Below are 13998 nucleotides of genomic sequence, written 5' to 3' on the forward strand. Positions count from 1 at the left end.
ATTAGATATGGGCACGGCAGGAAAGTTTCAATGTGCGTTGGCTGCAGTTTACCTCAATCGGTATACTGCGCGACTTTTATGAAGGGCAGATGGATGCAAACGATCATCGATTGGATGGGGCAGCAGCTCCGGCAGGCTTCGGGAGAGTGTCGGCGACTCTTTCATGGGCGTGGCGGTGCCGTACCCGGGTATGAGTGGCTGGTAGTCGACTGGCTGCCGCCCGTAGCGGTGATGCGGGCGTATGCGCCGACTGAGCCGGAAGCGGTCGCCGAGTTGATCCGGTGGCTTGAAACGCAACCGGAAGTTGAGGCTGTGGTCTGGCAGCCGCGCGGTCAAGGGCCGGAGGGTGCGGTTCAGGTGCTTTCCGGTGAGGTTGACGGGCCCTATGCGGTTATTGAAGCGGGATTGCGTTACCAGGTTGATGCGAGTGCGGCCCAGAACACCGGTCTGTTTCTGGATATGCGTCCGGGGCGGGCGTGGGTTCGGGAGCAGGCTCGGGGTGCCAAAGTGCTCAACCTGTTCGCTTATACCTGCGCATTTTCGGTGGCCGCTGTTGCGGGGGGGGCCGAGCGTGTGGTGAATGTTGATATGAGCTCGAGGGCACTCTCTACCGGACGTCGCAACCACCAGTTGAATGATCAGCGCGAGGCGGATGTCCGCTATCTTGCGGTAAACCTGCTCAAGTCCTGGAGTCGGGTGCGCAAGCCTGGGCCTTATGATCTGGTGGTGATAGACCCACCAAGTTTTCAGCCGGGCAGCTTTGTGGCCGTGAAGGACTACATCAAGGTGTTGCGGCGTCTACCTGAATTGACCTGTCCGGGGGCGAGAGTTGTCCTGTGCCATAATGACCCGAAAGAAACGCGTCAGTTTCTGGAAACGCTAATGCGTGAAAATCTGCCGGATTTCACTCGTCTGGAAAGCTTTGGCGCGGGTGATGATTTTCCCGAGCGGGGTGATGCTCAGGGGCTCAAAGTGACGGTGTATCAGCGAGGGGAGGCGGTTGTTTGATTTGTATCGATCTGGAGGCCAGTGGTCTGGCGCGTGAATCCTATCCCATTGAGGTCGCTTGGAAGTGTACCGAAAGTGGTGCCAGTGACACCTTTCTGATCAATCCGGGCACGGTAGGTGGCTGGGATTATTGGGATGAGTGTGCCGAGGAGTTGCACGGGATTGAGCCTGAGTTGTTGGCGCAGGAAGGAATCAGTGCTGACGCTGCCTGTTCACGCCTCAATGCTGCGCTGGCGGGTCGGGATGTCATCAGTGATGCGTTGGAATATGACGGTTTCTGGTTGCGGCGCCTGTTCCGGGCCTGTGACGTGGAGCCGGGTTTTCTGTTGGTAGGGCTGGAAGCGGTACTGAGTACCGAGGAACGAATTCAGTATCAGTTTATTGCTCGCGCGCAGTTTCGTCGTCATCGGGCGCTGCAGGACGTGAATGACCTGATATCGGCAATCACGGCGGCCCGCAGCGAGTGTGGCGGCTGACTAACTTTTAGAGGTTGCCGACCTGTTCTTCAATCAGGCTGCGCAGCTCTTGATAGGTATCGACGTTTTCAGGGGCAAAGTAGAGCTTGTAGTACTGGCGTTCAACCAGACGTCCCTTGTTGCCGTTGATGTTGTCCTTGTAGGTCGCGTAGAGGTAGCTCATCTGCAGATGGATGACGTGTGTTTGTGCGGGCAGATCAAGCTCGTGTCCTTCCAGATCGAAGCGTGTTTTACGTTCCTTGATACTGTAGAACGATATTTCGGCGATATGGTTAAGGTTGAGTAGAAAATTTGATGTCACTGGGACCAGGTGGCGCTGTTCCAGGCCGTTGTGTTCCATCTGGATGCCGCTGTTTTTCTTGATTTTAATAAACATGATGACTCTCTGTCAGTGGCGGGTAACTGCCTCTGAGTATATGTCATTGTGGTGACGGTTTGTTGACAGCCCGCCGGAAAAAACGGGCTGCCAGTCTCTGGCTTACTGTTCGTAAGTGCGCAGGAAATTGCCGATGCGCTCGATGGCATCGCGCAGCAGTTCCTTGGAGGGCAGGAAGACCAGGCGGAAATGTTGGGTGTCCGGATAGTTGAAGCCGCTGCCCTGTACGATCAGAACTTTCTGCTGCTGGAGAAGATCCAGTGCGAATTTTTCGTCGTTGCGGATCGGGTAGCGGGCCGGGTCCAGCTTCGGGAACAGGTACATGGCGCCCTTGGGCTTGACGCAGGATACGCCCGGAATTTCGTTCAGCATCTCCCAGGCGAGGGTGCGCTGTTCGTGCAGGCGACCGCCGGGAATGATCAGCTCGTTAATGCTCTGATATCCGCCCAGGGCGGTCTGAATGGCATGCTGCGCCGGAACATTGGCGCACAGGCGCATGCTGGATAGCATGTCGAAGCCTTCGATCAGGTCGCGGGCCTTGTGTTTCGGGCCGCTGATGATCATCCAGCCGGAGCGGAATCCGGCGGCACGGTAGGTCTTTGACAGGCCGTTGAAGGTGATGCAGATTACGTCATCGGCCAGCGAGGCCAGTGAGGTGTGTTGTTCACCGTCGTACAGGATCTTGTCGTAAATCTCGTCAGCGAACACGATCAGCTTGTGCTCTCGCGCCAACTCAAGAATTTCCAACAGCAGTGATTCCGGATACAGGGCACCGGTGGGGTTGTTCGGGTTGATGACGACAATGCCGCGGGTGTTGGGCGTGATCTTGCTGCGAATGTCGTTGATATCCGGGAACCAGTCCTGCTGTTCGTCACATACATAATGCACCGGGTTGCCGCCGGCGAGGCTTACGGCTGCTGTCCACAGCGGGTAGTCCGGTGCCGGAATCAGCATTTCGTCATTGTCGTTTAGCAGTCCCTGCATTGCCATGACGATCAGTTCGGATACGCCATTGCCGATATAAATATCTTCAATGCCGACATTGGCGATGTTCTTGCGCTGGCACTCCTGCATGATGGCCTTGCGCGCTGAAAACAAGCCCTTGGAGTCGCAATAGCCCTGCGAGGCGGGCAAATTGAGGATTACATCCTGAACGATCTCTTCCGGTGCCTCGAAGCCCCAGGGGGCCGGGTTGCCGATGTTCAGCTTGAGGATGCGGTGACCTTCCTCTTCGAGGCGTTTTGCCTCTTGCAGGACAGGGCCACGAATATCGTAACAGACGTTGATCAGCTTGTTTGATTTGCGAATGACAGACATCTTCTCGTTCCTGAGCTCCAGGCGCGACGGGCGGGCGTATGCATGAGGCCGAGCGTGGCACTGACTGGACAGCAAATTTAAAGTCGCCAATCATACGCGTTCGGCAGTGGCCGTGACAATGGCGGTCCGGGATTCTCGATGACAACGAAGAGGTGTGTATTTTGAGTGGAAACCGCAAGGTGTCGCCGACAGGGGAGGCGGTAGCATGAAAGACTGGTCCGGCTTGTGCGCGCAGGCGCTCAATTTTCACCCAGGCATGGCATTGGAGGATATTTTGGGTCCGCAACCGCTGCCCCGTAGTGAGCTGGTGCTGGTGTCGGATGACCGAATATTCTCGGTCATGACACGGCGTATTTTCCGGGCGGGTCTCAGGCATGCACTGGTGGATGCGAAGTGGCCTGCATTTGAAAAGGCATTCTATTACTTCAATCCGGACGCGGTGCAGGAGATGAGTGATGAGATGTTGGAGGCGTTGATGCATAACACCGATATTATCCGTCACTTTGGCAAGATCAAGGCGACTCGTGCAAATGCGATGTTGATGTGTGATTTGGCCCATGAACACGGCAGTGTTGCTCGATTGATCGCGGATTGGCCCGAAGAGGATATCGTCGGCCTGTGGACACTGCTCAAAAAACGGGGAAAGCAGCTGGGTGGCAACTCCGGTGCCTATTTCCTGCGCATGCTGGGTAAGGATACATTCATGTTGACCGATGATGTGGTTGTTGCGCTGAAAGCGCAGGGCATTATTGACAAAAAGCCCACGGCTCAGCGTGACCTCAAGCAGGTGCAGACGGCATTCAATGAGTGGCGTCAGCAGTCCGGCAAACCGTTGTGTCAGATCAGCCGGGTGCTGGCGTGCAGTGTCGGTTAAGACTGATCGGTTAAGGGCAGTGGGGTCAGATTGCGCAGCAGCTCGCCCAGAGAGCTGGCGAGTTGCTCTTGAGGAGGTTTGCCGGGTCGCTCCAGCCAGATGTGGCCGCTCTGGTTATCGATGCTGAGGAAGTAATCGGTGTCAGGTTCCAGGGTTGCGAAGAACAGGGTGAGCGGGCGCTTTTGCTTGTGCTTGCTCAGTGCGTGACCGACCAGGTTGGCGCGTAAGCGCTCCAGATCTTCGGGATTCCAGGCCTGCAGCAGACAGATCTCGCGGCCGTCCGGCAGTCGGGCAGGCAGGGGGTCTGACCAGTAACGGCTGAAGTATGTGGCCAGTGCCGGGTGGATGGTGATGCCCAGTGCGGTACTTAAACGGTCGAACATATCGGTGCCGTCGTGATTGTGTACCGGATGCCAGCTGACTTCTACACCGGCATTGGCCGTGTGTTGGTAGCACTGGCTTGGCCAGTCGGGATCATAGGGCAGGCGGGGCCAACCGGATGCGGAATGCAGGGCATCGACCTGTTGCATAAAGCTGTCCAGGGCCTGTGCGGTATCGGTATCCATCATCATCCTATCGCTCATTCATGAATCTGTTCGGCACTCTGTCGTAACCGCTGGATCGCTGCAAGTGCTTGTTATGGATTGTTCAATCTTTGTACTGCGCTGTAATAAAACGAATTTTCTTGAAATAAGTGGTTGACAACTTTTTGAAACCCCTTAAAATGCGCACCTCATTCACAGGGCAACGCCACAACGGTTGACCAAGTGATTGAAGAAGTGGAGTGGTAGTTCAGTTGGTTAGAATACCTGCCTGTCACGCAGGGGGTCGCGGGTTCGAGTCCCGTCCATTCCGCCACCTCTTTATCAACGTGCTGATGAAGTTGTAATATAGCCAAGTGTTTTGGGCGAATAGCTCAGTTGGGAGAGCATCTGCCTTACAAGCAGAGGGTCGGGGGTTCGAACCCCTCTTCGCCCACCAAAGCACGGAGTGGTAGTTCAGTTGGTTAGAATACCTGCCTGTCACGCAGGGGGTCGCGGGTTCGAGTCCCGTCCATTCCGCCACCTCTTCATCGAAGTGCTGATGAAGTTGTAATATGGCCAAGCGTTTTGGGCGAATAGCTCAGTTGGGAGAGCATCTGCCTTACAAGCAGAGGGTCGGGGGTTCGAACCCCTCTTCGCCCACCAAAACGGAGTGGTAGTTCAGTTGGTTAGAATACCTGCCTGTCACGCAGGGGGTCGCGGGTTCGAGTCCCGTCCATTCCGCCACCTCTTCATCGAAGTGCTGATGAAGTTGTAATATAGCCAAGCGTTTTGGGCGAATAGCTCAGTTGGGAGAGCATCTGCCTTACAAGCAGAGGGTCGGGGGTTCGAACCCCTCTTCGCCCACCAAAACGGAGTGGTAGTTCAGTTGGTTAGAATACCTGCCTGTCACGCAGGGGGTCGCGGGTTCGAGTCCCGTCCATTCCGCCACCTCTTCATCGAAGTGCTGATGAAGTTGTAATATGGCCAAGTGTTTTGGGCGAATAGCTCAGTTGGGAGAGCATCTGCCTTACAAGCAGAGGGTCGGGGGTTCGAACCCCTCTTCGCCCACCAAAACGCGGAGCGGTAGTTCAGTTGGTTAGAATACCTGCCTGTCACGCAGGGGGTCGCGGGTTCGAGTCCCGTCCGTTCCGCCAACATCGAGAGCGCATGGAAATCATTTCATGCAACGGTCTCTAAAGGACGAAGTGATAACGGCTTTGATCCTGCCATCTTTGAATAATTCTATTGATAGAAAAATAACCCTGTCTATGTTAGTAGGCCGGATTTTTTGTGTCTGTCATGTGTCGTTTGCCTGGTATTATCGGTCGACCCGAATTCGCTGTACTCTCTCTGCTTATATGCAGCCCGCTGCATAGACCTGTTGGTTTTACCTCTACTTCATGTGTCTGGTATAGAATCCTCTTTTTTGTGCGCGGGCTCAGCTGTTCATGAATATACCCTTGCCTTATCAGTCATCTGCGATCAGGCTGCAAACCATCGCCAGTCGACTTGTTGCGGATCATGATGTCCATCTTTCGGTGTTGAGGCTGGATAATATTCATGCCGAGATTAGCGGTAACAAATGGTTCAAGCTGTTGCCGGTTTTGCAGGCTGCCCGCGAGAGTGGGCAGTCGCTGTTGAGTTTTGGTGGTGCCTGGTCAAATCATGTTCACGCCCTGGCATATGCAGGGCATTGTTTGGGTATTAAAACCATCGGCGTGATTCGAGGCGAGCCTGAATATGCTGATAATGCGATGCTCAGTGATGCGCAGCGTTGGGGTATGCGGCTGCATTTTGTGTCCCGGTCTGAGTACCGGCAACGTCATGAGATGAAATATCATGATCAATTGCGGCAGCAGCATGGGCCTGTTCAGGTGATTCCTGAAGGGGGCGCAACCCTTGAGGCTGTGCATAGCGTGCAGTCTATCTGGCAGTTGCCAGCACTTGCGGGTGAGGCATGTGATTACCTGGTGACGGCAGTGGGTACCGGTAGCACGTTGGCAGGATTGGTGGCAGGGCGTCCCGAACATGCTCATGTATTGGGTGTGCCGGTGTTGAAATATGATCAGCGCCTGATTCAGGATGTACGCACATGGCTGCAGCTGCAGGGGGTTGACCCGGAGGCAGGCTGGTCACTATTGCCTGATGCGCATCAGGGCGGGTATGCGCGGCTCGGCGCGGAGTTGGCGCGGACGTTGCGGGTGCTGGAAGCGGGATTCGATTTGCCGCTGGACCCGGTATATACCGGCAAGGCGATGATGGCATTGATGCGCGCCGTGTTGCAGGGGAATATTCCATCGGGCAGTCGGGTTGTATTCCTGCACACTGGCGGGCTGCAGGGGCGGCGAGGCATGACGCAACGATTGTCAGTGCTGGCACCTGATTTTACCGGGCCACTGGCTCTATAATACTGATATCCAATACGAATAAGACTGGAGTGTGTGGCGAGGCATGGATAACTTTCGAAATATCGGTTTGATCGGGCGGCTCGGCAGCAAATCCGTGATCGACACGTTGAAGCAGTTGATGCGGTTTTTGGATGATCGTGGCCTGAATGTGATTCTGGACCAGAATATTGCCGAGGTCATGCCGGGTCACGGCCAGCAGGTATGTAAACAGAAGATGATGGGCGAAATCTGTGATCTTGCCATCGTAGTTGGCGGTGATGGCAGTTTACTGGGGGCTGCTCGTTCACTGGCGCAAAGCAAGATTCCGGTGTTGGGTATCAATCGGGGTAATCTGGGCTTCCTGACCGACATCCCGCCACTGGATTTTGAAGAAAAGCTGAGTGAGGTCTTGTCTGGCCGTTACACCGTAGATAGTCGCTTCCTGCTGGATGTGGAGATCAAACGCAATGGTGAGCCTATTGGTGAGATGACCGCGTTGAATGATTGCGTTGTGCACCCGGGCAAGGCAACGCGGATGATTCATTTTGAGCTCTATATTGAAGGTCAGTTCGTATACACCCAGAAATCGGATGGCCTGATCGTATCGACCCCGACGGGCTCGACGGCATATGCATTGTCCGGGGGTGGTCCGATCATGCATCCGAAACTGGATGCGCTGGTTCTGGTGCCAATGTTCCCGCACACCTTGTCCAGTCGTCCGATTGTGGTGGATGGCAATAGCGAGCTCAAGCTGGTCATCAGTGAGGATAACAAAACCTATCCTGCGATCTCATGCGATGGCCAGTTGAACCAGAGTCTTGCCCCCGGTGATAGTATTACCATCCGCAAGCGGTCGCAGAAGTTGAAATTATTGCATCCGCTGGATTACGATTTTTATCGTACGTGTCGTGAAAAGCTGGGATGGGGCACCAAACTGGGCGAACAGGAGTGAGATGTGAATTGCCAGGGATATGACCTGATTGGAGATGTGCACGGCTGCGCGCTCAGTCTGCGCATGCTGTTGGCCCGTTTGGGCTACCGTCAGGTCAATGGTGTCTATCAACACCCGCAACGTAAAGTCATTTTCATTGGCGACATCATTGATCGAGGGCCGCACATTCGTGAGGCTTTGCAGCTGGTGCGGGCGATGGTAGATGGCGGTCATGCCCATATCGTTATGGGCAATCATGAATATAATTTCCTTTGCTACATGCTGCCTCACCCCGACAAGCCCGGCGAGCATTTGCGGGCTCATACCCCGCGTCATCAGCGTATTCTGCAACAAACGCTGGAGCAGTTGTCGCCTTATGCCAGCGAGCAGCAGGAATATCTGGAGTGGTTTTTGCAGATGCCCCTGTTTCTTGAATTCGAGCGCTTTCGCGCTGTACATGCCTGTTGGCACGGGCCGTTGATCGAACAGTTTCGCCAGCAGTATGGTGGCAATCGCATCGACCGTGAGTTTATTTATCGTTCAGCGATCGAAGATAGCTTTGAGTGGGTGTTGATGGACCGCTTATTGCGCGGTACACATCTGCGTTTGCCCAACGATGAGGTGATGGTGAGCAAAGATGGTTTCCGTCGCCGTTTTTTCCGCACCAAGTTCTGGACAACGGACCCGCAGTACCTGATAGACGTGGTGTTTCAGCCGGATCCACTACCGGAGCATCTGGCGCGCCTGCCGCTCAATGATGAGCAGCGTAAGGATCTGATCCACTACGGGCCTGAAGAAAAGTTGTTGTTTATTGGCCACTACTGGCGTCAGGGGAAGCCTGCACCCGTTACCTCCAATATCGCTTGCATTGATTACAGCGCGGTTAAATTTGGCAAGCTGGTTGCCTATCGTCTGGACGATGAAACTCGGATCCTGCCGGAAAAATTCGTATGGGTCGATGTGGCTCGCGAGGTTCATTTGGCCACTGCGGAAGTGGGTGCGTCGTGATTCCGGTGCTGGAAGTTCCGTTGCAGGAGGACCTGACCGCGTTTACGGCCTTCCTGTGGGAGCATTCGGTTCCCCATCGGGTAGTTGAAGAAGACGTGCGTCAGGTGGTATGGGTAGCGGAGAGCGTTGACCCTGCCCGTGTGCAGGATATCTACCGTTTTTGGCGTGATGGCGGTGACTTGGCTCGGATACAGCTGCATTCGGCCCGACAAAAACGCCTGATCCGTGCGATTGATTGGCGTACATTGCCGATCACGCTGGGACTGATTGTGTTGAGCTTTGTGTGCAGCTTCGTGATCGGTTTCGGCTCTGACATGGAAGCCATGGCATGGCTGAGCTTCACGCCCTTTGAGGTGCGTGGGGATAGGTTGCTCTATCAACATTTGGGGCAGATGTTGATCTCAGGCGAGATCTGGCGTCTGGTAACGCCCATGTTCATGCATTTCAGTGTGCTGCATATCCTGTTCAATCTGTTGTGGGTGTGGATTGTTGGCTCACGCATGGAGCCTGTTCAGGGCAGTGTTTCCCTGCTTGGGTTGGTGTTATTCAGTGCGCTGTCATCCAATTTGGCCCAGTACCTCGTAAGTGGTCCCATGTTTGGCGGCATGTCTGGCGTGGTGTTCGCGCTGCTGGGCTATAGCTGGCTGTGGGACAAGCGGGGCGGTCAGCCGCGAATCGGTTTGCCACCTGCGCTGATGGGCATGATGTTGTTCTGGCTGGCGCTGGGCTTTACCGGGGTGCTCGAAGGAGTGGGTCTGGGTGCCATCGCCAATACTGCGCATCTGGTTGGTCTGTTGGCCGGGCTATGCTGGTTGCCCGCAGGGCGATGGCTGAACAGGCATTCCCGCTGAGCACTATGCTAGAATCGAGATGAGTTGACTGGAAGAGGTGTGGTATGACGTTTGAAAAAATGATCGAGGCGATGACGCCTGAGGTCTATCAGTCACTGCGACGCGCAGTGGAGTTGGGTAAATGGCCGAATGGTCAGCGCCTGGTTCAGGAGCAGCGTGAAACCAGCCTGCGTGCGGTGATTGCGTACGAATACAAGCATGGTGTTGCGGAAGATCAGCGCGTTGGCTATATCGATCGTACGCGTTCCGATGGTGCTCAGCATGGTACCGACCCTTTCCAGCCTCAGGTGCTTAAGATACTGACTGATGACTGACACGATCAACTCAGGCCTTAGCGGCCATTTGCGCAAAATGCACACCCGCCTTGATACCCCGGTATCCTACCAGTTGCCGCTGGGGGATACGCTGGTGGATCTTAATGATCACATCGGGCAACCCATCACCCTCACCTTTACCGGGGTGATTAACTGCCTGCATTGTGGTCGCAAGACCAAAAAGAGCTTCAGTCAGGGCTTTTGCTACCCTTGCTTCACTCGCTTGCCGCAGTGTGACAGCTGCATCGTCAAACCGGAAAAATGCCATTTCCATGAAGGTACGTGCCGCGACCCTGCGTGGGGGGAGCGTCATTGCTTCCAGCCGCACGTGGTGTATCTGGCAAACTCCTCCGGAATTAAAGTCGGTATTACTCGTGGTGAGCAGGTACCAACCCGCTGGATGGATCAGGGTGCCATTCAGGCACTGCCCATTCTTGAAGTGGATAACCGTCTGCATTCGGGTTTGATCGAGCAGATTATCGCCGCGCATGTCAGTGACAAAACCAATTGGCGTACCATGCTTAAGGGGCAGGTCGAACCGCTTGACCTGTTGCAGGAACGTGATCGCCTGCTGGACCTGTGTGCATTGCAACTGGATGCGCTGCGTCAGCAGTATGGCGAAGATGCGATCCGCCGTTTGGATGCTGACGTGGTGGATATTGAATATCCGGTACTGGAATACCCGAGCAAAATTGCCACGCATAATTTCGACAAGAATCCGGACGTGTCCGGCGTCCTGATGGGAATCAAGGGACAGTACCTGATTCTGGATACCGGCGTGATCAATATACGCAAGTTCGCCGCATACCACGTACAGCTAAGCTTTTGAATCTGGAGTTGTAATGTCAGTCAAGCAGCCTAATACCATCTATCTGGAAGACTATCAGCCGCCAGCCTGGCTGATCAGCCATACCAAGCTTCGATTTGAACTGGAAGAAGAGCAGACACTTGTGCGTGCTCAGCTAAGTATCCAGTCCAATCCGGCTGCTCGTGACAAACGTATGCCGCTTGAGCTGTTTGGCGACGAAGGAATGGAGCTTTGTCGGCTGAGTATTGATGGCCAGATACTGGAGGCCTGTGATTACCAGCGCGAGGCAGGGTATCTGCGCATCAATAACGTGCCGGATACATTTGTCCTTGAATGCGTGACGCGTTTGCTGCCGCATGAGAATACGACGCTGGAAGGGTTGTATAAGTCTGACGGCATGTTCTGTACCCAGTGCGAAGCCGAAGGCTTTCGCCGCATTACCTTCTTCCCGGATCGCCCTGATGTGATGTCGGTTTTCAGTACAACACTGGTGGCCGACAAATGCCTCTACCCCGTGCTGCTCTCCAACGGCAATCCGGTCGACAGTGGTGAAGATGATGACGGGCGTCACTGGGTGACCTGGGATGATCCCTGGCCCAAGCCCAGCTATCTGTTTGCGTTGGTTGCCGGTGATCTGGCATTACTGGAAGATAGCTTTACAACCCTGTCCGGGCGCGAAGTGGCGCTGCGTATCTATGCCGAGCGCAAGGATCTGGATAAACTCGACTATGCAATGCAGTCGTTAAAAAATGCCATGCGTTGGGATGAGGAGGTATACGGTCGCGAATATGATCTCGATATCTATATGATCGTGGCGGTCGACTTCTTCAATATGGGGGCAATGGAAAACAAGGGCCTCAATATCTTCAATACCTCCTGTGTTCTGGCGCACCCGCTAACCACGACGGATCAAGGCTTTCAGCGGGTCGAAGCCGTTGTGGCGCATGAATACTTCCATAACTGGTCGGGTAACCGTGTTACCTGTCGTGACTGGTTTCAGTTAAGTCTGAAAGAGGGCTTTACGGTATTCCGTGATGCCGAGTTCTCTGCCGATATGAACTCGCGTACCGTTAAGCGTATTGAAGACGTCACTCTGCTCAGAACCGCTCAGTTTGCCGAAGATTCCAGCCCAATGGCCCATCCGGTGCGGCCTGAGTCGTACATGGAGATCTCCAACTTCTACACCCTGACCGTCTATGAGAAGGGCGCAGAAGTCGTGCGAATGCTGCATACCCTGCTGGGTGCTGAATTGTTCCGCCAGGGCAGTGATCTGTATTTCGAACGCCATGATGGTCAAGCCGTAACAACGGATGATTTTGTTGCGGCGATGGAAACCGTGTCAGGTCGCGATTTGACCCAGTTCAAGCGCTGGTACTCACAGGCCGGGACACCACGACTACAGGTGAGCGATCAATATGATGCCCGCGCGTGTGAATACCGTCTGACTGTGCGTCAGAGCTGCCCGCCCTCACCGGGGCAGGATCACAAGCAGCCGTACCATCTGCCGCTGGCACTCGGGCTGGTGGCTGAAGATGGCACAGAACTGTACGCCGGTTTGCTTGAGCTGACCGGAGAAGAGCAGGAATTCTGTTTCGACAATATCAAACAGTGTCCGGTACCTTCCTTGTTGCGGGGCTTTTCGGCACCGGTCAAGCTGGAATATGACTACAGTGACGCACAATTGTTGATGTTGTTGCGGCACGATACCGATGGTTTCAATCGTTGGGATGCCGGTCAACGACTGTCTATCCGCCTGTTGCAGGAACAGATGCAACGCTATCGTGATGGTCAACCGATGGTCTGCTCTGAAGCGTTGATTGAGGCCTGGCGACAGTTGCTCAATGACACCGCACTGGATCCGGCCATGCTCGCGCAGTGTCTGCGTTTACCGTCCGAAGCGCAGCTGAGTGAGTTGGCGGAACAGATTGATGTGGCTGCCATTCATGCCGCGCGTGAGTTCATGCGCACCTCGTTGGCTGCGGCACTGGAGCAAGAGTGGTTACAGGCTTATCAGCGCTGCGATACCAATGAACTCTATGCGCCCGATGCGGACGCGGTCGGCCGCCGCAGTCTGAAGAATCTGGCGCTTGCCTATCTGGTGGCTACCGAACGTGAGCCCTGGTTGGCACTGGCCCGTCAGCAATATCAGCAAAGTGATAACATGACGGATCAGCTGGCAGCATTCGCCCTGGTTGCACATTCGGATGATCGTGAAACCGCCGAAGAGTTGCTGCAGGCGTTTTACCAGCAGTGGCAGCACGAATCACTGGTGATGAACCAGTGGTTATCTGTGCAGGCTTCAGATCCCCGTGACGGCGCGCTGGAGCGTGTGGTTGCATTGGCACAACATCCAGTGTTTGATATGCGCAATCCGAACAAGCTGCGGGCACTGATCGGTGCTTTCTGTGGTCAGAATGCACAGCATTTTCATGCCGAGGACGGTTCAGGCTATGCATGGCTGGCAGGCTGGATTTTGCAGCTGGACCAACAAAATCCGCAAATTGCTGCACGGCTGTTGACGCCGCTGACTCGCTGGAAGCGTTATGATCCGGTGCGTGCAGGGCAGATGCAGGTGCAGCTGCAACGAATGATGGATACCACTGAGCTCTCTGCTGATGTATATGAAGTAGTGAGTAAGAGTCTTATGTAATTGCTGGCACTGGCTGGCATTCCGTTCATGATCACTGGACTGCATTGGCAGTCCTATAACAACAAGCTGTGAAGGATACGCAGATGGAACCCTATTTCGATTCAAGTGATAAATTTGATCTTCAGCAGAACTACCGTCGTTATCTGAAGTTTCATGATCAGAGCCAGTCCGCTAACGAGGTGCTCAAGGATGCGCGCGCCAGTCGGGTCTGGGTTGCTGGTATTGTGCTGATGGTCTTTGCGCTGGCTTCCGAATTTTTCCTCGGTGCCGCTGCCGGTCTTTTCGGCCTTTATTTTTATCGTATCGTGATTGCCTGGTATCGTGTTAGCCAGGCAGAAGAAGGGTTGGAAGAAACCGCCCGCTGGTTTGCCGGCAAGGGCGTGAAGTTCGAAGGACGCGTACTTTATGCGCGCAGTGATGACCAGCTGGAACAGCCGCTGGATCCGTTCAATGAAGAACTGTATCGCTGAGTCC

At 54.6% G+C, this 13998-nt stretch carries 14 protein-coding genes and 9 tRNA genes; 20 read left to right on the forward strand and 3 right to left on the reverse strand.

All coding sequences use genetic code 11. From position 1 onward, the window contains the following. Positions 1-93 precede the first annotated feature (93 nt). Both CLV44_RS10095 and CLV44_RS10100 read left to right on the forward strand, forming a co-directional pair. Positions 94-1008, forward strand: coding sequence for a class I SAM-dependent methyltransferase (locus CLV44_RS10095; protein ID WP_106592002.1), 915 nt, complete (start codon positions 94-96; stop codon positions 1006-1008). Then, the gene (locus CLV44_RS10100) at positions 1005-1484 is read left to right on the forward strand and encodes a 3'-5' exonuclease family protein (protein WP_106592003.1); all 480 of its coding nucleotides are present in this window, start codon (positions 1005-1007) and stop codon (positions 1482-1484) included. Before CLV44_RS10095 ends, CLV44_RS10100 begins: the two co-directional genes overlap by 4 nt. A 7-nt stretch (positions 1485-1491) precedes the next feature. On the opposite strand, the gene CLV44_RS10105 is transcribed toward CLV44_RS10100, so the two are convergent. Together CLV44_RS10105 and CLV44_RS10110 are read right to left on the reverse strand one after the other, a co-directional pair. Further along, positions 1492-1860, reverse strand: a complete 369-nt coding sequence (locus CLV44_RS10105) for a hypothetical protein (protein ID WP_106592004.1) — start codon at positions 1858-1860, stop codon at positions 1492-1494. Between the two features lie 102 nt (positions 1861-1962). Next, entirely contained in the window at positions 1963-3177 is a 1215-nt protein-coding gene (locus CLV44_RS10110) for a pyridoxal phosphate-dependent aminotransferase (RefSeq protein WP_106592005.1), read from the reverse strand. 205 nt (positions 3178-3382) lie between these two features. Between CLV44_RS10110 and CLV44_RS10115 the strand changes: the two genes are divergently transcribed. After that, positions 3383-4051 carry a DNA-3-methyladenine glycosylase I gene (locus tag CLV44_RS10115; protein WP_106592006.1) on the forward strand — a complete coding sequence of 223 codons (669 nt, stop codon included), beginning with the start codon at positions 3383-3385 and terminating at the stop codon, positions 4049-4051. Here the strand turns inward: CLV44_RS10115 and CLV44_RS10120 are convergent. Next, the gene (locus tag CLV44_RS10120; RefSeq protein WP_106592007.1) at positions 4048-4635 is read right to left on the reverse strand and encodes a SecY-interacting protein Syd; all 588 of its coding nucleotides are present in this window, start codon (positions 4633-4635) and stop codon (positions 4048-4050) included. The genes CLV44_RS10115 and CLV44_RS10120 overlap by 4 nt on opposite strands. Before the next feature lie 197 nt (positions 4636-4832). Between CLV44_RS10120 and CLV44_RS10125 the strand changes: the two genes are divergently transcribed. The 17 genes from CLV44_RS10125 (at position 4833) to CLV44_RS10205 (ending at position 13994) form a co-directional block, all read left to right on the forward strand. Continuing rightward, positions 4833-4909: transfer RNA gene (locus CLV44_RS10125), tRNA-Asp, on the forward strand. A 47-nt stretch (positions 4910-4956) separates the two neighbouring features. Next, positions 4957-5032: transfer RNA gene (locus tag CLV44_RS10130), tRNA-Val, on the forward strand. 6 nt (positions 5033-5038) lie between these two features. Continuing rightward, positions 5039-5115: transfer RNA gene (locus CLV44_RS10135), tRNA-Asp, on the forward strand. 47 nt (positions 5116-5162) lie between these two features. Beyond that, positions 5163-5238, forward strand: a tRNA-Val gene (locus CLV44_RS10140). A gap of 4 nt (positions 5239-5242) precedes the next feature. Then, positions 5243-5319: transfer RNA gene (locus CLV44_RS10145), tRNA-Asp, on the forward strand. A gap of 47 nt (positions 5320-5366) precedes the next feature. Then, positions 5367-5442: transfer RNA gene (locus CLV44_RS10150), tRNA-Val, on the forward strand. Positions 5443-5446: 4 nt separating this feature from the next. Then, positions 5447-5523, forward strand: a tRNA-Asp gene (locus tag CLV44_RS10155). A gap of 47 nt (positions 5524-5570) precedes the next feature. Next, positions 5571-5646, forward strand: a tRNA-Val gene (locus CLV44_RS10160). Positions 5647-5652: 6 nt separating this feature from the next. After that, a tRNA-Asp gene (locus tag CLV44_RS10165) sits at positions 5653-5729 on the forward strand. A 294-nt stretch (positions 5730-6023) separates the two neighbouring features. Next, on the forward strand, positions 6024-6983 hold the full coding sequence (locus tag CLV44_RS10170) for a 1-aminocyclopropane-1-carboxylate deaminase/D-cysteine desulfhydrase (RefSeq protein ID WP_106592008.1): 960 nt from the start codon (positions 6024-6026) through the stop codon (positions 6981-6983). A 43-nt stretch (positions 6984-7026) separates the two neighbouring features. Then, positions 7027-7914 carry an NAD(+) kinase gene (locus CLV44_RS10175; protein ID WP_106592009.1) on the forward strand — a complete coding sequence of 296 codons (888 nt, stop codon included), beginning with the start codon at positions 7027-7029 and terminating at the stop codon, positions 7912-7914. A gap of 3 nt (positions 7915-7917) precedes the next feature. Beyond that, the gene (locus CLV44_RS10180) at positions 7918-8901 is read left to right on the forward strand and encodes a metallophosphoesterase (RefSeq protein WP_106592010.1); all 984 of its coding nucleotides are present in this window, start codon (positions 7918-7920) and stop codon (positions 8899-8901) included. Next, positions 8898-9752 carry a rhomboid family intramembrane serine protease gene (locus CLV44_RS10185; RefSeq protein ID WP_106592011.1) on the forward strand — a complete coding sequence of 285 codons (855 nt, stop codon included), beginning with the start codon at positions 8898-8900 and terminating at the stop codon, positions 9750-9752. The genes CLV44_RS10180 and CLV44_RS10185 overlap by 4 nt, the downstream gene beginning before the upstream one ends. A gap of 44 nt (positions 9753-9796) precedes the next feature. Beyond that, positions 9797-10066 (forward strand): YeaC family protein, encoded by a 270-nt coding sequence (locus tag CLV44_RS10190; protein ID WP_106592012.1) that lies wholly within the window; start codon positions 9797-9799, stop codon positions 10064-10066. Then, the gene (locus CLV44_RS10195; protein WP_106592013.1) at positions 10059-10895 is read left to right on the forward strand and encodes a DUF2797 domain-containing protein; all 837 of its coding nucleotides are present in this window, start codon (positions 10059-10061) and stop codon (positions 10893-10895) included. The genes CLV44_RS10190 and CLV44_RS10195 overlap by 8 nt, the downstream gene beginning before the upstream one ends. Before the next feature lie 13 nt (positions 10896-10908). Continuing rightward, positions 10909-13524: an aminopeptidase N gene (gene pepN / locus CLV44_RS10200; protein WP_106592014.1), complete on the forward strand. Its 2616-nt coding sequence runs from the start codon at positions 10909-10911 to the stop codon at positions 13522-13524. Positions 13525-13607: 83 nt separating this feature from the next. Further along, positions 13608-13994: a hypothetical protein gene (locus CLV44_RS10205; RefSeq protein ID WP_106592015.1), complete on the forward strand. Its 387-nt coding sequence runs from the start codon at positions 13608-13610 to the stop codon at positions 13992-13994. Positions 13995-13998: the final 4 nt, after the last annotated feature.

Source organism: Marinobacterium halophilum (assembly GCF_003014615.1).
Classification (GTDB): Bacteria; Pseudomonadota; Gammaproteobacteria; order Pseudomonadales; family Balneatricaceae; genus Marinobacterium; species Marinobacterium halophilum.